Genomic DNA, 19,787 nt, shown 5'->3' with positions numbered 1-19,787 from the left:
TAAATATGATGCTACGGGTGGGGACTCAAAGTAGTTAGGAGAGTGGTTATTATTTCTAAAATATTCAAATTGTGTAGGCAAATTGTTGGTACCAAGCAAACTAGCAGGACTGTAGAGGCCAAAGCAACACCTCAGATCATTCCTCGCAGTGAGCATAATATCTCTCGCAAACAATTTAGCCCCAATGCAATCAAAGTGTTATATCGATTAAAAGATGGTGGCTATGACGCATACCTTGTCGGTGGTTGTATTCGGGATATTTTGTTAGGCATTGAGCCAAAAGACTTTGATGTTGTTACAAATGCAACACCAGAGGAAGTTAAACGCCTATTCAGGAACTGTCGACTGATTGGAAGACGCTTTAGACTCGCACACATTGTATTTGGCCGCGAAGTCATTGAAGTCGCAACCATGCGTGGTCATCACCAATCAAGTGATAGCGATGACCCAACCAGTAAAGCAAGTGAACAGGGGCAGCTACTGCGCGACAACGTTTATGGCACCATTGAAGAAGATGCGCAGCGTCGAGACTTTTCAATTAATGCCCTATACTATTCAGTTAATGACTTTGGTGTACGTGATTTTGCTGGCGGTATTGAAGCAATTAAAGCAAGACGCATTGAGCTAATCGGCGATCCTGAAACTCGCTATCGTGAAGATCCAGTCAGAATGCTACGCGCAGTGCGCTTTGCAACAAAGCTTGATATGGAAATAGCACCAGCAACACTTAACCCCATCTCTGAACTCGCACCTTTGCTTGGTAATATTCCGCCAGCAAGGCTATTTGAAGAAACCCTTAAGTTATTCTTAGGTGGTAAAGCTGAAGCAAACTTTCTCATGCTAAGAGAGTTAGGTTTATTCAAGCAACTTTTCCCAACCCTTGAAGAGATCCTAGAGCAGGATGAGAGTGATTTTGAAAGACGCTTTGTACAGCAAATGTTTGCCAATACAGACGCGCGTATCAACAATAACAAAAAGGTCACTCCAGCTTTCATCTATGCCGCCTTGCTTTGGTTCCCACTGCGTAAACGAGCTGCATTGTTAGAGCAACAAGGTGTCACTGAATATGACGCGTTTATGCAAGCGATTAGTCAGGTCTTAAGTGAAAATGCACAAAGAGTTGCCGTACCAAAACGTTTCACATTGGGCGCCAGAGATATTTGGCATATTCAGCAGCGTTTAGACAGACGTAGTGGCCAACGCGCGTATAGATTGAGCCTACAGCCTAAATTTAAAGCATCATACGATTTCTTATTATTGCGTGTTGAAAGCGGTGAATCCGACCAGCAACAACTTGCAGATTGGTGGACTGAATATCTCAAACAAGATGTGAGTGGGCAAAAGGACATGGTTAAAAACCTTGGCCAAAAAGATCGTCCAAAGCGTAGATACCGTAATAAACCTCGCAGAAAACCAAAACAAGATTCATGAATATAGTTTATATCGGGCTTGGGGCGAATTTAGTTGATCCCCAAGCACAACTCGTTAAGGCAGTGAATGCCTTGAATACACATCCAGCTTTTAACGAGCTGGTTGTGTCTAGCTTTTACGGCTCAAAACCAATGGGCCCGCAAGATCAACCTGATTATGTGAATGCAGTTGCTAGATTTGAAACTCTATTAGCACCAGAAGCTGTGCTAGACCAATTGCAAGATATTGAACTACGTCAGGGTAGAGTGCGTAAAGATGAACGATGGGGACCAAGAACTTTAGACTTGGATATTTTATTGTTTAACGATGAAACCATCTCTACCGAGCGCCTAACTGTGCCACATTATGGCCTGTGCGATAGAGAGTTTGTCGTATTCCCACTGTTAGAGTTAGCCCCTCAACTGGTACTCCCAAATGGTCAAGTACTCAAGCAAGTTGCTGAGAATTTACCAAAAAATGGCCTAACCACTCTACCTAAAAAAGAAATAAAGGAGACCCTTTAAATGGCTAAAGTTTCGGTTTCAACCTTGGCTAAGAAAAAGCAACAAGGTGAAAAAATCACAGCGTTAACAGCTTACGATGCCAGCTTTGCGAAGCTTTTTTACGATAATGGCGTTGATGTTGTTTTAGTCGGTGATTCACTTGGCATGGTACTCCAAGGCGGTGATGACACACTAGCAGTCACAACAGCTGATATTGCCTATCATACGCGCAGTGTCAGAGCAGGTGCCAAAGAACTATTTGTGATTGCTGATATGCCATTTATGAGTTACTCCAATCCGGCACAAGCTTGTGAAAATGCAGCGACTTTAATGCGCAGCGGCGCAAATATGGTCAAGTTAGAAGGCGGTACGTGGCTAGTAGAGTCAATTAAACTACTTACTCAACAGGGCATACCTGTTTGTGGTCATTTAGGTCTCACACCACAATCTGTACATGTATTCGGTGGCTTTAAAATACAAGGGCGCGAGGAAGAGCAAGCATTACAGATGATTGCAGATGCACAAGCGTTAGAAGCAGCTGGCGCACAAATGCTGGTCATCGAATGTATTCCATCCAGTCTTGCCAAGCGTATTACAGAGGCCGTTAACATTCCTGTTATTGGCATTGGTGCAGGGAAAGAAGTAGATGGTCAAATCTTAGTTATGCACGATTTAGTCGGCATTTCTGCAGGCTATATTCCTAAATTTTCTAAAAACTTCTTAGCCGAAACGGGTAACATGCCAGACGCTGTTAAAAAGTTTTGCGACGACGTCAAAATAGGTGCGTTCCCAGGCAAAGATCACGAGTTTAACTAATGCAATCTATTACCGAAATAAAGTCATTACGCAGCCAGATTAAAGCTTGGCGTCAGCAAGGCCTGAGCATCGCATTTGTGCCCACAATGGGCAACTTGCATCAGGGGCACTTTTCACTCGTTGAAAAAGCAAAAACACTGGCCGACAAAGTTGTTGTCAGCATTTTTGTTAACCCGATGCAATTTGGTAAAAATGAAGACTTAGATAGCTACCCTCGCACTCTGGTTCAAGATAAGCAAGGGCTTGCTGAACTGGGTACTGATATCGTTTTTACCCCAAGTGTGGAAACGATTTACCCAAATGGACTAGCAACACAAAGCTTTGTGGATGTACCAGGAGTATCTGAAGGTTATTGTGGCGGTAGTCGCAGCGGTCATTTCCGTGGTGTTGCCACGGTTGTTACTAAGCTATTTAACTTAGTACAACCTGACTTTGCCTGCTTTGGTGAAAAAGACTACCAGCAACTTCAAGTCATCAAAACCATGGTCCATGATTTATCTATGCCAATTGAAATCATTGGTGTACCGACTCAAAGAGAAGTCTCAGGATTAGCAATGAGCTCACGTAACGGCTATCTATCAGAGCAAGAAAAAGACGTTGCCAAAATCCTCTACCAAGTATTACTGCAATCAGCAAAGCAGCTTGAGTCTGGCGAGCGAGATTTCAAAACGCTTGAGGCCAATGCTAATTTAGCACTTGAGGACGCAGGTCTGAAGCCTGACTATTTCTCAATTGCACATAGATACACATTACAACCTGCAACATCAAGCGACGAAGACTTTGTCATCTTAGCTGCCGCGTTTTTAGGCAGCGTTAGGCTGATAGACAATATCCAAGTCGGTAAGTAATACGTCTATTATAAACGCCCTTAATGGGCGTTTATGCTTTCTCTATATTTCACATACTCTCTTTCCACTCAAATACCTTTGTAACGATATAACGCACTGCACTTTCTGAAAATATGCTAAATTTAATGTGTATTCAAAGATTAAAATAACATCCCATACTCTCTATCAGTTGAATAATAGGACCTATTATGAGATTTGCGCTGCCCCTTTTATTGCTCGGTTTGGTTGCTTGTAGCAATCAACAAAACTCACCAGAGCTCAATCAATGTGCCCAACAAAATTTTCAATGTGAGCAAAATTGCTCGATGAGCTCGACTGAGCAAACCATGACAAGACAAATATGTAATGGTGAATGTGTTGAAAAATACAACGCCTGTAAAGCGCAAGCGGAAGAGCTGAAAAAAATACGAACGCAACACTATTGAGAACAGTTTAGCGATTAAAATTATATTGAAACTTTCCCACAAAAAAAGCCGCTCATTGAGCGGCTTTTTACTTATGTTTGGTACTTATAGAAGACCTAACTTCTTAAGTTCACGGTTTGCCATTTTACTTGTTAGCGGCACATAACCGTCTTTTTCTACAATCTTTTGACCTTCTTTAGATAATACCATCTTCAAGAACTCAGCTTCGATTGGAGAAAGTGGTTTATTTGGGTGCTTGTTCACATAAACATATAGGAAACGTGAAAGTGGGTACTTACCAGTTGCCACGTTCTCTAGTGTTGCATCTACGAAGTTATCGCCTTTCTTCGAAAGTGGAACAGTACGAACACCAGACGTTTTATAACCGATACCTGAATAACCGATTGCGTTTACAGATGAAGAAATAGACTGTACAACTGACGCAGAACCTGGCTGCTCGTTTACGTTATTTCTGAAGTCGCCTTTACACAGTGCTTTTTTCTTAAAATAGCCATATGTACCAGATACTGAGTTACGACCGTATAATTGGATATCTTTTGCAGCCCAAGGACCATTTAGACCTACATCGCTCCAACGGTCAACTTGCTTATCACCACCACACTTACGTGTTGAAGAGAAAATTGAATCCACTTGGTCAATACGTAGACCTTTAATCGGGTTATCTTTATGGACAAAAACAGCCAGCGCATCAATTGCTACGCGTACTTCTGTCGGCTTGTAACCATAGCGCTTTTCAAAAGCTTCAACTTCTTTTGATTTCATCTTGCGGCTCATTGGGCCGAAGTTTGCAGTCGCTTCTGTTAAAGCTGGCGGTGCAGTAGAAGAACCAGCCGCTTGAATTTGAATGTTTACGTTAGGGTAAATACGCTTATATTCTTCAGCCCAAAACGTCATCATATTCGCTAGCGTATCTGAACCCACAGATGAAAAGTTACCTGAGATACCGCTGGTCTTGTTGTACTCTTGTAGGTTTTTATCAAGCGCTGATACTTGCGTTGATACCAATGTTGTCACAGCCACACCCATTGCGGCAACTAAGCTTTTAAATTTCATTGGGGTCACTCCGATTGTTCGTCCCATTTGATTACCTGATGCTCATTGTGCGCTCAGTTAATTACAATAAAATTACTCTTAAATGACACTTTTATGACTTTCAGACACTGTCATAAAAATGCGTTTTTCTTTTGGAAAAGAGAATGAAAAACATGAGCCCTCTCCCACGGTACTGGTAATATCTAGATGAGAATCATGACGGCTCAGTACATGTTTTGTGATCGCAAGACCAAGACCTGAGCCCCCAGTTTTCCGACTTCTCGCCTTATCCACTCGGTAAAAGCGCTCCGTCAAACGATTAATATGTTCTGGTGCAATGCCATCCCCATTATCCGTCACGGCAAATGCTGGACACTCCCCTTCTAAATACCATCGAACGACAATTTTGCCATTCGGTTTAGTATAGTGAATGGCATTGAATACGAGGTTTGAAAAAGCACTTCGCAACTCATCAATACTCCCTTTGATGTCTAAAGTCTCATCTATATCAAAATCAATGTCATGATGTTTATCTTGATTCAGAGACAGTGCTTCAGTCTGGATCAACTGCAACATACCAGGTACGTTAACAGCTTTATCATTACCCTGATCTCTATCACCTTCAATGCGAGATAGAGAAAGGAGCTGATTCACTAAGCTGTCCATGCGTTTACACTGCTCAATCATGGTTAAATGTGCTTTTTGCCACATCGCAGGCGGTGGCATATTGTCACCTTCCATCATTTCTAGATAGCCCGTGACCACAGTCAAAGGTGTGCGAAGTTCATGTGAAACGTTGGCAACGAAGTCTTTGCGCATTTGCTCAAGTTTTTTAAGTCTTGAAATGTCACGCACAACCATCATCAGCTGCTCAGCGTAGGGCATAACTCGAAATTCTAACACTCGCTCATCGTTGTGGCCGCTTTCTAACTCCAACGGATCGGTGAAATCATGATCTTGCATATACTTCACAAACTTGGGATCACGGATCAAGTTATCCAAACGCTGGCCATGATCCGTCGGCCATTGCAGCCCTAAGATCTTAAGCGCTAACTGGTTACACCAAATAATACTGAGATCCTGCTGCATCACGATCACAGCATCAGGCACTGCCTCAGCACCTTCACGAAAGCGACGGATCAAAGCAGCAAGTTCATTGCGCTTTTTACGATTGCGATGCTGAAGGTGATAGATCCCTTCGAAAATTTGCTCCCACGCACCAGATCCTTCAGGTGGGTTAAAGCTGCGTTGATTGATCAACCAATCACTTAACTTATACAGCTGTTTAAAATGCCAGAACAACAGCACTGTTGCGCCCAGAAATAACATCACAAAAGGCGCACCAAGCAGAATACCTATCAGGGTAAGCGGCAGAAAATACAAAAACAGGCGTTTTAATAACGCCTGTTTATCAATCACTCTATACATATAAAATGATCCTAAAGATTAAGCGCTAGGATAACGCTACCACAGCGCATAAATTAATGCTTTATACTTTACTAGAAAAGCGATAACCCGCACCACGAACAGTCTGAACTAATCTGTCATGGCCAAGAGGCGCAATTGCTTTTCTTAGGCGACGAATATGTACATCAACCGTACGGTCTTCAACATACACATTAGTGCCCCAAACGTGATCGAGCAACTGTTCACGGCTATAAACACGCTCTGGATGGGTCATAAAGAAGTGTAACAATCTAAACTCAGTTGGTCCCATTTCTAATTCGTTACCAGCAGAGGTAACACGGTGTGAAATTGGATCCAGCCTTAAGCCGTGTACCTCTATCGCCTCTTCAAGCGATGTAGGAGATACGCGACGCATTACCGCCTTAATTCTCGCCATAAGCTCCTTTGGAGAAAAAGGCTTAGTCACGTAGTCATCTGCACCTACTTCTAATCCTTTAACTTTGTCTTCCTCCTCACCACGTGCTGTTAACATGATGATAGGGATCTGACGAGTATACTCACTTTGCTTAAATTTTTTCGCAATTTGGATACCGCTACCGCCAGGTAACATCCAATCTAGGAGCACCATATCTGGGTATGGCTCTACCATGGCTGCAATCGCTGAATCATAGTCTTCCGCTTCAATTGCTTGAAAGCCATTCTGTTCTAACACAAACACCAACATTTCTCTGATTGGTGCTTCGTCATCAACTACTAGTACTCTACGTGACATTCCCATTTATCTCTTACGTTACCGAAGTCGGTTTCATTATTATGACTAAGTATGACAGTTTTATGAAAGTTTACCTGATAATATAACGTAAATGCATTTATCAGGAACATAGTTTCAATAAGTTAGATACAATTTGTTCCTATTTTATCTGCAATTAGCGTGAGTTAGCATCGAATAAAGGTGTTTTTTTTGCAATAAAAATTTAGATTAAAAAATTATTAAGATCGTGTAATTTTACAAGGATCATTATTTTCCTAAGTCCATTAACTTGAGATCACTTTCTTACCTAGCAGATCCTTTCGGGATCAGATCTATACGTACTGAAGTGCTAAGTTCAGATATTAGGTAATGCTAAGTTATTGATCTTTTATTCAGTGACAACACAAAGCCTGTTAAAGCACAGGCAAAACTTAGATCCGAGACAGTCCGAGTTAGTAATAATTCGATCCCAACTGTAGATCGTTAGTAAATTAATGATCTGATCGCTTCAGGGTTAGTAAAATAACGATCCCACTCACTGATCAAGCAGCTCAAACACAACTGCACGCCATAAGACATGTATTCAATGCGAAAAAAAAGCCCCTAATGGGGCTTTTCTTAAGTGTAATTACGTGAATTACTTAACCTGAGGGGCAAGTTCACCTGAAAGGTATTTAACATGCATGTCATCTAAAGAAATTGGTTTAATATTAGATGCTTGACCTGCTGTGCCAAAGGCTTCATAACGTGCAACACAGATCTCTGTCATTGCTTTAGTCGCTTCAGCTAGGTACTTACGAGGATCAAAGTTTGCAGGGTTATGTGCAAGGTGACGACGAATTGCGCCAGTAGCGGCTAGACGTAAATCTGTATCAATGTTCACTTTACGTACACCGTGTTTGATCCCTTCAACGATTTGCTCAACTGGCACACCGTATGTTTCTGGGATTTCACCACCAAACTCGTTAATAACGGCAAGCCACTCTTGTGGAACAGATGAAGAGCCATGCATAACTAAGTGCGTGTTAGGAATGCGCGCATGGATCTCTTTAATGCGGTTAATCGCAAGAATGTCACCTGTAGGTGGACGTGTAAATTTATATGCACCGTGCGATGTACCACATGCAATTGCTAAGGCATCAACACCCGTTTTCTTAACAAAGTCAGCAGCTTCTTCTGGATCAGTCAGTAGCTGGTCTTGGGTAAGTTTACCAACCGCGCCAATGCCATCTTCTTCACCTGCTTCACCAGTTTCCAAAGAGCCTAGTACACCTAGCTCGCCTTCTACTGATACACCACACGCGTGCGCCATTTCAACTGTGCGACGTGTAACATCTACGTTGTACTCATAAGATGATGGTGTTTTACCATCATCAAGCAAAGAGCCATCCATCATTACTGATGAAAAACCTAATTGAATTGAACGCTGACATACCGCAGGAGATGTACCGTGATCTTGGTGCATAACAACTGGAATATGTGGCCATTCTTCAACAGCAGCTAAAATCATATGGCGAATAAATGGGGCACCGGCATAGCTTCTAGCGCCCGCAGAGCCTTGTACGATAACTGGGCTATTTGTTCTGTCAGCCGCTTCCATTATCGCACGCATTTGCTCTTGGTTATTCACGTTAAAGGCAGGAACGCCGTATCCATTCTCAGCCGCATGATCGAGAAGTTGACGCATACTGATTAAAGCCATATTGCTTTTCTCCAATTTTTGATAGCACTTGGCTATCTATTTGAACGGGGTAGATTTAGTTTGGTTGCATCACAACCGCTATTAACCTAAACAAAGAGTGAGAGAGTGTTTAAGTTAATAGTTGGAGGCCAAACAGGCCCCCTTAAATTTTTATGCTTTTGCTCTTTGCTCTAGCATATCAACTGCTGGTAACTTTTTACCTTCCAAAAATTCAAGGAAAGCACCACCACCAGTTGAGATATACGATATCTCATCGCCAACGCCATATTTATCAATCGCAGCTAATGTGTCACCACCACCAGCAATTGAAAACGCTTTAGACTTGGCAATCGCATGTGCAATGGCTTCTGTGCCATTACCAAATTGATCGAACTCAAAAACGCCAACTGGGCCGTTCCAAACAACAGTACCAGCTTGCTCGATGATTTTAGCTAATTCATTCGCCGTGTTAGGACCAATGTCAAAAATCATGTCATCGCTTTCAACTTCAGAAGCATCTTTAATCACTGCAACAGCTGTTTCTGAGAACTCTTTACCAACGACCACATCTGATGGCACTGGGATTTCACCATTATTTGCTTTCGCTGCAGCACTGAGCTTTTGAGCTTCAGGAATTAACTCTTCTTCATACAAAGACTTACCTACAGGGTTACCAGATGCCGCAATAAATGTATTGGCGATACCGCCACCTGTAACTAACTGATCAACAACCGTTGACAGTGAATCCAGTACCGTTAATTTAGTTGATACCTTAGAGCCACCAACAATCGCAACCAATGGACGAGCAGGGTTATCTAATGCCTTACCCAAAGCATCTAATTCAGCCGCCAATAAAGGTCCTGCACAAGCAACATCTGCAAATTGACCTACGCCATGTGTTGATGCTTGAGCACGGTGTGCAGTACCAAACGCATCCATTACGTAAATATCACAAAGAGCTGCAAGCTGTTTAGAAAGTGCCTCGTCGTTTTTCTTCTCACCTTTATTAAAGCGTACATTTTCAAAAACAACCACTTCGTTATCAGCAACTTCAACACCATCAAGATAATCAGTAACGAGTCTTACATTTTGTTCAAGTACTTCATTTAGGTAATCAACAACCGGCTGAAGTGAATACTGAGCATCGTATTCCCCTTCCGTTGGGCGACCTAGGTGTGACATCACCATTACTTTAGCGCCTTTTTCTAGGGCTAATTTAATGGTAGGCAAAGATGCTTTGATACGCGCGTCAGACGTCACTTTTGCGTCTTTCACTGGCACGTTCAAATCTTCACGAATAAGTACGCGTTTGCCGTTTAAATCTAAATCCGCCATCTTGATGACTGACATGGACATCTCCTTAAAAGAACGATACTAAAATTAAGAGGCTTTAATCATTGCCATTGCGGTGTCGAGCATACGGTTTGCAAACCCCCACTCGTTATCACACCAAACTAACACCTTCACCAAGCGTTTATGGCTCACTCGGGTTTGGGTGCCATCAATAATACTGGAGTGAGAGTCGTGATTAAAATCCACCGATACTAAGGGTTCTTCGGTGTAATCTAAAATCCCTTGTAGTCTGCCACTGGCAGCCTTCTCCAATACCTGATTAACTTGTTCTAACGTGACATCACTTTGCAAAGAGACACTTAGGTCCATTGCGGTCACATTAATTGTAGGAACTCTGACGGCGATTGCTTCAAAGCGCCCATGAAATTTAGGTAATATGCGCTCAATACCACGCGCCAACTTTGTATCTACCGGAATAATCGACTGACTTGCAGCGCGAGTACGTCTTAAGTCTTTATGGTATGCATCTATTACTTGCTGGTCATGCATTGATGCATGAATGGTTGTTATTGCACCAGACTCGATACCAAAAGCATCATCTAATACTTTAATGACAGGAACAATACAGTTTGTTGTACACGACCCATTTGAGACTATGGTATGTGCTGCTTTTAAATTATCGTCATTAATGCCGTAAACAATGGTTTCGTCTACATCTGCATCAGCAGGGTGAGAAAACAGCACTTTTTTAGCGCCTGCGGCGATATGCGCTGTCGCATGCTGTCTAGAGTGGTAAACACCAGTACATTCTAAAACAACATCAATATCTAAGGCATGCCATGGTAAATGACTTGGGTCTTGTTCATTAAAGATTTGAATTTGTTGTCCGGCAACTTCTAAATAGGGTTTGTTGAGATTGACTGGAAATGCAAAGCGACCATGCGAGGTGTCGTACTTCATTAAATGCGCGATCCCTTCAGGATCTGCCAACTCGTTAATAGCAACTATTTGAAATTCATTGTGGCGCCCAGACTCAAAGAGGGCTCGGACAATATTGCGACCTATGCGACCAAAACCATTGATTGCCAGTTTGATTGTCATTAATTAGAAGACCCATTTTCTACATGCGATAAAGAAGTAACCTAGACTCCTTTGTAAAGATGGCGCTATTGTAATCGACCTTGAACAAATGTGTAAGTGATATGCAAAAATTTTTCTTTATATGAGGTAAATTGCCAAAAAAAGAACGTGAACTACCTTACTTTATACTAAATTTCGCAGCTTGATAGACTTTTGAGTATCTAAATGACCGACTTGAGCCAACAAAAGCTCTGCAGTTGCCAGTGCATCGCTTAACGCATTGTGATTTTGATAAGTTGGCAAGCCATATCGCGCTCGGCACGCAGGCAGAGTTAACTGCTCTTGCCTTAACGCCTCCTGAGCTCGGAGCAGGCGTTTTTTTTCCAACTTTAAAGTATCTATGATGTACTTAGGTTGTACAGAGATATCATATTGAATAAAGTGTTTTTGCAAAAACCCCCAATCGAGAAACGCATTGTGGCACACCAATGTTTTGGTATTTAATACACGCGCTAAAGAAATGAGTATTCGCTCAAGACTCTCACCTTTTTCTTCGATTTCAGGTTCTGATATTCCGTGATAAATTGGGCTTTGTTCAAGGTCTTTTACCTCTTTGTTTAACCGGCATTGCGCACTCTGCAACGCTATCTGGCCTCGATTTATTTCCACCCAAGCAACAGAGACAATCTCATGCCGATTAGGATCTAATCCGGTCAGTTCTAAATCGACAACGACTAGCTCACTTTCCAACCAAAGCGGTTCATGCTCTTTTCTCATGAAACTTGGCAACAACCATTTCATATGTTTACAAGCTACCTCGAGCAAATTTAAATACGCATGCTTGCTGCGCTTGCTTGATTAGGTGAAATGCTTCTTTTAACTGATGGCGCTCTAAAGAGCTTAAGTGCTCTGGGTTAATACAATTTGGTGGTAAATCTAAATCCTCAATCTGTATTTTAAAGCGCAGTTGAGTCAAAAATCGCCAGCAATCTTGTAAGTTATAAATATCTTCTTTGCTTAAAATTGAAAATGCTTTCAGTCCCTCTAAACGCGCTTGCGTATTGGCTTTTGTTAAACCGCATTTGAGCGCATAAATACGAACAAGGTCGTTCACAATCGCTACACCACGCGTTTTTAGATCCAAGTAACCATGTTTTCTTTTATCTCGCTGCAGCTTAAATTGTTGAAATAACCCCATCGGCACACTATTGGTACTGATGTCAGTCGCCATGGCTGCAAAAAAGATGTCTTGCTTTTGTATATTATTCAGCTCAGCATTTAAAGCTTCATACAGGGATTGCTCACCAAAAATAAAGCGCCTATCAAAAAAGATTTTACTATTGAGCATCGCTTGAGGTGTCGGGGTCTGACACCATTGCTCAAAACGTATCAGCCACTCATTAACAGTACCTCGACACGGCTCATTACTGGCCATAATGCCGCCAGGACACGCTTTTACCCCACAGCTAACGAGATGCCCAGTAACAAACTCACCCAATTTTGCAAAATATGACCTTTGATGCGGCAAAATAGAATTTGAGACAATCAAGCCATTATCTTGATCTGAGTGTAACGTTTGCTCTTCTCGAGCTTGAGAACCAAAACATATCCAACAAAAACGGCACGGCGGCTCACCTTGCTGTTTGATAAACAATTCAGTTAAGCGACTCGTCATTGCATCAGTTAAGCCACTGAGCAGTGTCCCAATAAACGAAATATCTTCAACTGTATTAGAGAATCCTCTCAGTAAAGCTGGGATCTCCTTCGCCAAATGAACAACTTCTTGATGACTATTCGCTTTGTATATTTGCCCAATTAATTGTACCGGGTCATGCTTTTGTTGACGTAACAAGTCGGTACTGGTCACCATGCCTAAAGGCATGCGTTCTTCATTGAGCACAGGTAAATGATGGATATTGTGTTTAAGCATTAAGTGTAAAGCAGCAAACGCGCGATTATTCTCAAAAATAAACTTAGGATCGCGGGTCATCACTTTTGTCACGGACGCGCGTGGATCAAGCTCAGCCGCCAAAACACGATTACGTAAATCTCTATCTGTCACTATCCCTGACAACTGCCCGTTTTTAGTGATGATCACTGAAGACACACCCGCTTTGTGCATAGTTTTAGCCGCTTCTACAACACTCGCTTTTGGTTCTATAGTCACAGCAGTTCTGCACATTAACGTCGATATTTTTCGCTCTGACCACCCTCTTCCCCGCTCTTTATAGTGACTAGACAGTAAGCGCTTTTTATGCGCACGCACAAAGTGCTGCTCAAACTGTGGATATTCTCGTCGTAAAAAATCAAAGTCTTCCTGCGGCAGTAAAAAAATAAGCCCACCAGTTTGTACTTCTAGATGGTTTTGAATATCTTCCCCAGTGAGTAATGACGGGTAACCAAAGTAGTCGCCTTCTCCTAATCTCGTGACTACTTCCCCTGAATTATCAACTAAATCAAACACGCCTGAGCGCACAAGATATAAATACTTTTGTTCAGAGCTCAGTAATTCAGCCTGATTTAACGAAGTGATATACACAACCTTTGCATGATTCACAAAGAAGTGTGCACAAGATGCAGGCAACGTGCTAAACGGCAGTTGCTGCGTCACAAAATCCAGTACATCGGTGACTGCTGAGTGAGTATGTGTCATTTTTAATAGCCTCAAAAAAATAATAGCCCAGCAAGAGCTGGGCTATTATTCATCTTCAACGTTTTAGTGCGCGTGTGCTTCACCAGAGCCTTTTGGATTACGGATCCCATCCACCATGCGCTTCACCTCATCTGGCGTTTCAGCGGTGAGTTTCATCACAACCGCGGCAACACCAAAGTTAACCAACATACCGATAATACCTATGCCTTCAGGTGAGATACCAAATAGCCAATTTGCAGGGGCATTCAACTCAGGGCTCACAAATTTAAAGTAAATAATGTACGCCGCGGTAAAGCCAATACCTGAGATCATACCGGCGATAGCCCCTTCTTTGTTCATGCGCTTAGAGAAAATCCCCATAATAATGGCAGGGAAGAAACTCGCTGCTGCTAAGCCAAAGGCAAACGCCACTACCGATGCCACAAATCCCGGCGGGTTTATGCCAAAGTAGGCCGAGATCCCAATGGCCACCATCGCAGCGAGCCTTGCTGCCATAAGCTCTTGCTTGTCGCTGATGTCCGGTTTGAGCGTACGCTTGAGTAAATCATGCGACACCGATGTCGAGATAACCAGCAATAGTCCTGCGGTTGTCGACAGTGCAGCTGCAATACCACCTGCGGCAACCAGAGCAATGACCCAAGCAGGTAAGTCTGCAATTTCTGGGTTTGCCAATACCATGATATCTCTATCAATTTTAACCTCGTTTGTACTTGCAGGGTCGTCAATTTTGCCTGCAGAGTAGAACATTTTGCCATCACCGTTTTTATCATTAAATGTGATAAGGCCTGTTCTTTCCCAATTCTTCACCCACTGCGGCGCTTCGGCATATGCTGTGCCACTGCCATCTTTACCATTAATCGTATCTATCATGTTTACTCGTGCAAACGAAGCAACGGCAGGCGCTGTTGTATAAACAATGGCGATAAATACCAATGTCCACGCCGCAGAAATACGCGTATCTTTTACTTTTGGTACAGTGAAGAAGCGCACGATAACATGGGGTAAACCCGCAGTACCCACCATCAATGCAGCTGTAATTGCAAACACATCAATCATACTCTTGGACCCCTCGGTGTACTGGGCAAATCCCAGCTCGGTACTGAGCCCATCGAGTTTATCGAGTAAATAGGTATTTGAGCCATCAGCAAGCGTTGCACCAAACCCAGTTTGAGGCAATAAATGGCCTGTCATCATCATAGAAATAAAGATAGCCGGCACTAAGTAAGCAAACACTAACACACAGTACTGTGCTACTTGTGTGTAAGTGATCCCTTTCATACCACCTAGCACGGCGTAGAAGAAAACAATAACCATACCGATATAAACACCCGTTTCAATATCAACCTCTAGGAAACGAGAGAAAACGACGCCAACACCACGCATCTGCCCTGCAATGTAGGTGAAGCAAATAAAGATGGCACACAAAATAGCCACAACCCGTGCGACCTGTGAGTAATATCTATCCCCAATGAAATCAGGTACGGTAAATTTACCAAACTTACGTAAATATGGTGCCAGACACAGTGCTAGCAATACATAACCACCAGTCCACCCCATTAGGTAAACACCGCCATCATATCCCGCAAAAGAAATAATACCCGCCATAGAAATAAACGACGCAGCACTCATCCAATCCGCTGCGGTTGCCATCCCATTTGCCACTGGAGGCACACCGCCACCCGCAACATAGAACTCATTAGTTGATCCAGCACGCGCCCAAATGGCGATACCGATATATAACGCAAAGCTCAGCCCTACGATTAAAAATGTAAACGATTGAACATCCATTATGCTGCTCCTTACTCATCTACGCCGTATTTTTTATCGAGCGCATCCATTTTTGATACGTAGACAAAAATCAAAGCAACAAATGTATAAATTGCACCTTGTTGTGAAAACCAAAAGCCCAATTTAAACCCAAAAAAACGTACTTCGTTCAGTACATCGACAAATAAAATGCCACATCCAAATGACACCACAAACCAAATTACTAGTAGCTTAAACATCAAGGCTAGATTTTCTGACCAATATGCTTTTGCTTGTTCTTCACTTTTAAAGGCCATGATTAACTCCCCGTTTAACGCATAATGTGTATATGCGTTGGTATTAATTGACCTTTTGACTGTAGCAACGGCTTGTCTAGATTGAATTGAGACCTTAGTCGTAAACACAAGATGACGTTTACGTAAACTGCAAATTAAAACAACTTGAATATATTTAATAGACTTTAAAATCAATACTTTAAAAAATATTTGCATGTTATACCATGCAAATTATTAACACTTCATACGGTATAAGACATTAGTCTAATTAGCACAATAAATTACCAATTCTTCATAATAATCAGCGTATTATATTTATAGACTAACTCACTGGCATATTCTGGGTAAGCCAGATAAGATGAGGGCTCAAACCAATCATCGAATTTAATAATACAATCAATAACATCAATTAGGACCGACGATGACAGCTGCGCTTATTTTAGTTGCCCTGGGTTATATTGGCCTACTATTTTGGCTGGCTAATTGGGGTGATAAACACACACCTTTGGCACAAAAGATAAGCCATCACCCCTTTGTCTATGCGCTTGCACTGGGGATTTATTGTACATCATGGACATACTACGGTTCAGTTGGTACCGCAGCTGCCAGTAGCTGGCACTTCTTCCCCATTTTGCTAGGGCCTGCGCTACTGTTTTTATTTGGTCACGGCTTTTTACGTAAACTGATATTGGTCAGTAAAAAGCAAAATATCACCACGATTTCAGACTTTATCAGTGCCCGTTACGGCAAAAGGCAAATGACTGCGGTCATGGTCACACTCATCGCCTTGCTTGCAACTATTCCTTACATTGCACTGCAACTCAAAGCGTTGGCCAACAGCTTCGAACTGCTGCGTCAAAATGATGAAGTCTCAGGCGCGATATTGGCATTGATCGGCACCTTAATGATGGCACTGTTTGCTATCTTTTTCGGCGCACGAAAGGTTGATGTTACAGAATACCGCTCAGGGCTCATGTTAGCGGTTGCATTTGAGTCTGTCATTAAACTACTTGCCCTCATCGCCGTTGCATACATTTCAATCCAAGCACTTTTTTCGCAAAGCGATACTCACTCAATTTGGGCGCACTGGCGCGACTTTGATTTCGCTAACTTTAACTTTATTGGCCAAACGCTAATGGCAGCAGCTGCCATCATTTGCCTTCCCAGACAGTTTCACGTCACTGTTGTAGATAACCAGAACAGTAACCATTTAAACACCGCAAGATGGGCGTTTCCGCTATATTTAATGTTAATTGCTTTGATGATTATTCCCATCGCAAGCGCCGCAATACACCCGGGTATTGGTCAAGGGATAGCCGCAGACAGCTTTGTTTTAGGCCTACCGCTCAGCATCGACTACCCAGTGATGTCTACGTTCGTATTTATTGGCGGCCTCTCAGCGGCTACGGCCATGATTGTTGTCGCAACGTTGACACTAAGTACCATGCTTTCTAACGATATTGTGCTGCCTTTACTGCTGAAAAGGCGCTTTAAAAAAAGCTTATTAACCAATAACTACAAGTCACAAATACTGCTTGTTCGACGCTTTATTATTGGTGCAATTTTATTACTCGCTTATTTGTATCAGCAATGGTTCGGGCATGGCGCAGCGCTCGCCAGTATGGGACTAGTTGCCTTTTCTTTAGTCACCCAATTACTGCCAGCCATTGTCGGAGGATTGTATTGGCGCAAAGGCCATGCCTATGGCGTATATGCAGGACTACTCGCAGGACTCATTTGCTGGGCACTGTTTTTATTACTGCCCATTATCTCATCACCCGAGTTATTGGATTATCAGACCCAGCAAACCATAGTCACACGAGGCACCTTACTCGCATTGCTTGCCAATATCAGCTGTTACATTAGCTTTTCTTTAGGGGCCCATGAGCGTCTCATCGATAAACTGCAAGCTACTGCATTTGTGAGACCCAAAGAGCAAGCGGCTTTAGCTAAAAAACTAAATAAAGAAGTCAAAGCCACCGTCTATGACTTCAAAGTTTTATTGCAAACTTTTTTGGGTATTCAGCGCAGTCAGCAGTTACTCGGACACTATGCCCTCAATGAAGACATTGATGAAAATAACGCGTCGCCAACGCCTGATTTCATTAGCTTTTGTGAGCGTGCATTAACTGGTGTGCTTGGCGCGTCTTCAGCCCAAGCCTTGATCCACGCTGTATCCTCTGGCAAGCAAATGGCGTTTGAAGAAGTTGTCACCTTTTTTGATGAAACAACACAAGCGCTACAATTTAACCAGAACCTTTTATTTACGTCATTGGAAAACCTCAGTCATGGCATCTCAGTTGTAGATAAAGACCTAAAGCTTGTTGCTTGGAACAAGCGTTACCATGAAATGTTTGAATACCCTCAAGGTTACCTGCAAGTAGGTCAAGATATTGAAGAGATTATCCGCTACAACGCACAGCGTGGTGAATGTGGGCCTGGCGCATTAGAAAAGCTAGTTGAAAAGCGTGTGCAGCACCTCAAAAATGGCACGCCCCATCACTATATACGGCACAGAGAAAATGGGCAGGTTTTTGAAATGACCGGTAACCCACTGCCTGGCGGTGGCTTTGTTACCAGTTTCTCGGATATCACTATGCACATGGCCACGCAAAATGCCCTTGAAGAGATCAATATGGACTTGGAAAATCGCATTGAAGCCAGAACACTTGAAATACGTGCAATAAACCAAGATTTAAAAGCCCAAATCGCAACTCGAGAAAAAATAGAGCAAGATCTTGTTAGTGCAAAAAAAGAGGCCGAACGCGCAAATGACAGTAAAACGCGATTTTTAGCCCTCGCCAGTCACGACATCCTACAACCGCTGAATGCTGCGAGGTTATACCTTGGCGCCATTGATGAGCAGCAGATCCCTGATACGCAAAAGAGTAACCTCAATAAACTGGGTGATAGCTTGGACTCAACAGTCCACCTCATGTCCTCGTTACTCGATATCGCTAAGCTAGAACAAGGTGCCATGCAGCCCACACCGAAGCACTTTAACCTCAATGATATTATTAAACCTTTGGTCAATGAATACGCCATTATCTGTCAAGACAAAGGGCTCAAGCTAAGAGTGCGAAACACTGAGCATATTGTACATAGCGACATTACTTATTTGCGCCGTGTAATACAAAATCTGGTATCCAATGCAGTTAAATACACGGATTCAGGTACTGTGCTTATTGCCTGTCGCAAACGCGCACATGGCTTGCGTATTGAAGTGTGGGATACTGGCCCTGGGATCTCGCAACTTGAACAAGAAAAAATATTTACTGATTTTTATCGTATTGAATCCGGTGATAACCGAGGCGTCGGGCTGGGTTTGGGCGTTGTAAAGCGCCTTTGTGATTTAATGAGCATTCCTCTATCAATGCACTCAAAATTATCTTCAGGCAGTCGCTTTTGTATTGAGGTGCCATTGGGCGAACAACAACACGTACAAGCCGACAGCGAAGTGAGGCCGTCTAAGAGCAAAAGACAGCTCTCTGTTATTGCAATTGATGATGACCCTAATAATTTGGCTGCGATGTCCAGTCTATTAAATAAATGGCAACTGCAACACACTCTGTTTGCACAAGTCAATGAAGTACTCGCTTATGCGCAAAGCCACAAAGCACCCGATGTATTACTGGTGGATTATCAGCTTGGTGCTAAATGTGATGGGGTCACGTTAATAGAGACCCTAAGAGAAATTTGGCAACATGATATTCCCGCAGTGCTCATAACCGCAGTGCGAGATCAAACTTTAAAGGCTCAAGTTAAAGCCAAGCAAATACATTATCTAACTAAACCATTAAAACCAGCCAAACTCAAAGCACTGCTGAATCATTCTCAATGATCAAA

16 protein-coding genes are annotated in these 19,787 nt (G+C 42.6%); 6 read left to right on the top strand and 10 right to left on the bottom strand.

Annotated features, from left to right (window positions below; translation table 11 throughout):
- The first annotated feature begins 81 nt into the window (after window positions 1-81).
- The 5 genes from pcnB to QNM16_RS16345 all read left to right on the top strand — a co-directional run bounded on the left by pcnB (window position 82) and on the right by QNM16_RS16345 (window position 4,002).
- Complete coding sequence (pcnB, locus tag QNM16_RS16365) at window positions 82-1,431, top strand: polynucleotide adenylyltransferase PcnB (RefSeq protein WP_284021635.1); 1,350 nt, start codon at window positions 82-84, stop codon at window positions 1,429-1,431.
- Complete coding sequence (gene folK / locus QNM16_RS16360; RefSeq protein ID WP_284021497.1) at window positions 1,428-1,934, top strand: 2-amino-4-hydroxy-6-hydroxymethyldihydropteridine diphosphokinase; 507 nt, start codon at window positions 1,428-1,430, stop codon at window positions 1,932-1,934. The genes pcnB and folK overlap by 4 nt, the downstream gene beginning before the upstream one ends.
- Window positions 1,935-2,729: a 3-methyl-2-oxobutanoate hydroxymethyltransferase gene (gene panB, locus QNM16_RS16355; RefSeq protein ID WP_284021496.1), complete on the top strand. Its 795-nt coding sequence runs from the start codon at window positions 1,935-1,937 to the stop codon at window positions 2,727-2,729.
- Window positions 2,729-3,577 (top strand): pantoate--beta-alanine ligase, encoded by an 849-nt coding sequence (gene panC, locus QNM16_RS16350; protein ID WP_284021495.1) that lies wholly within the window; start codon window positions 2,729-2,731, stop codon window positions 3,575-3,577. The genes panB and panC overlap by 1 nt, the downstream gene beginning before the upstream one ends.
- Window positions 3,578-3,765: 188 nt before the next feature.
- Entirely contained in the window at window positions 3,766-4,002 is a 237-nt protein-coding gene (locus QNM16_RS16345; RefSeq protein WP_284021494.1) for a hypothetical protein, read from the top strand.
- Window positions 4,003-4,086: 84 nt separating this feature from the next.
- On the opposite strand, the gene QNM16_RS16340 is transcribed toward QNM16_RS16345, so the two are convergent.
- The 10 genes from QNM16_RS16340 to QNM16_RS16295 form a co-directional block, all read right to left on the bottom strand.
- The gene (locus QNM16_RS16340) at window positions 4,087-5,055 is read right to left on the bottom strand and encodes a PstS family phosphate ABC transporter substrate-binding protein (RefSeq protein WP_063361029.1); all 969 of its coding nucleotides are present in this window, start codon (window positions 5,053-5,055) and stop codon (window positions 4,087-4,089) included.
- 78 nt (window positions 5,056-5,133) lie between these two features.
- Window positions 5,134-6,462 (bottom strand): phosphate regulon sensor histidine kinase PhoR, encoded by a 1,329-nt coding sequence (gene phoR, locus QNM16_RS16335; protein WP_284021493.1) that lies wholly within the window; start codon window positions 6,460-6,462, stop codon window positions 5,134-5,136.
- 61 nt (window positions 6,463-6,523) lie between these two features.
- Window positions 6,524-7,213 carry a phosphate regulon transcriptional regulator PhoB gene (gene phoB, locus QNM16_RS16330; RefSeq protein WP_023399796.1) on the bottom strand — a complete coding sequence of 230 codons (690 nt, stop codon included), beginning with the start codon at window positions 7,211-7,213 and terminating at the stop codon, window positions 6,524-6,526.
- A gap of 616 nt (window positions 7,214-7,829) precedes the next feature.
- A complete protein-coding gene (fba, locus tag QNM16_RS16325; protein ID WP_063361031.1) occupies window positions 7,830-8,894 on the bottom strand; it encodes a class II fructose-bisphosphate aldolase in 1,065 nt (354 codons plus the stop codon).
- Window positions 8,895-9,044: 150 nt separating this feature from the next.
- Window positions 9,045-10,223 carry a phosphoglycerate kinase gene (locus QNM16_RS16320; RefSeq protein ID WP_237137019.1) on the bottom strand — a complete coding sequence of 393 codons (1,179 nt, stop codon included), beginning with the start codon at window positions 10,221-10,223 and terminating at the stop codon, window positions 9,045-9,047.
- A gap of 30 nt (window positions 10,224-10,253) precedes the next feature.
- A complete protein-coding gene (gene epd, locus QNM16_RS16315; RefSeq protein WP_284021492.1) occupies window positions 10,254-11,267 on the bottom strand; it encodes an erythrose-4-phosphate dehydrogenase in 1,014 nt (337 codons plus the stop codon).
- A 162-nt stretch (window positions 11,268-11,429) separates the two neighbouring features.
- The gene (locus tag QNM16_RS16310; RefSeq protein WP_284021491.1) at window positions 11,430-12,047 is read right to left on the bottom strand and encodes a 3'-5' exonuclease; all 618 of its coding nucleotides are present in this window, start codon (window positions 12,045-12,047) and stop codon (window positions 11,430-11,432) included.
- A gap of 4 nt (window positions 12,048-12,051) precedes the next feature.
- Window positions 12,052-13,899, bottom strand: a complete 1,848-nt coding sequence (locus tag QNM16_RS16305) for a DUF294 nucleotidyltransferase-like domain-containing protein (protein ID WP_284021490.1) — start codon at window positions 13,897-13,899, stop codon at window positions 12,052-12,054.
- 63 nt (window positions 13,900-13,962) lie between these two features.
- Window positions 13,963-15,687 (bottom strand): sodium:solute symporter family protein, encoded by a 1,725-nt coding sequence (locus QNM16_RS16300; RefSeq protein WP_284021489.1) that lies wholly within the window; start codon window positions 15,685-15,687, stop codon window positions 13,963-13,965.
- Window positions 15,688-15,698: 11 nt separating this feature from the next.
- Window positions 15,699-15,962, bottom strand: coding sequence for a DUF4212 domain-containing protein (locus tag QNM16_RS16295; protein ID WP_039611905.1), 264 nt, complete (start codon window positions 15,960-15,962; stop codon window positions 15,699-15,701).
- A 400-nt stretch (window positions 15,963-16,362) separates the two neighbouring features.
- On the opposite strand from QNM16_RS16295, the gene QNM16_RS16290 reads away from it, so the two are divergent.
- Window positions 16,363-19,782, top strand: coding sequence for a PAS domain-containing hybrid sensor histidine kinase/response regulator (locus QNM16_RS16290; RefSeq protein ID WP_284021488.1), 3,420 nt, complete (start codon window positions 16,363-16,365; stop codon window positions 19,780-19,782).
- Window positions 19,783-19,787: the final 5 nt, after the last annotated feature.

The sequence above is a fragment of the Pseudoalteromonas umbrosa genome (genome assembly GCF_030125375.1).
Classification (GTDB): Bacteria; Pseudomonadota; Gammaproteobacteria; order Enterobacterales; family Alteromonadaceae; genus Pseudoalteromonas; species Pseudoalteromonas umbrosa.
This window is presented reverse-complemented; position numbering and strand designations above follow the sequence as displayed.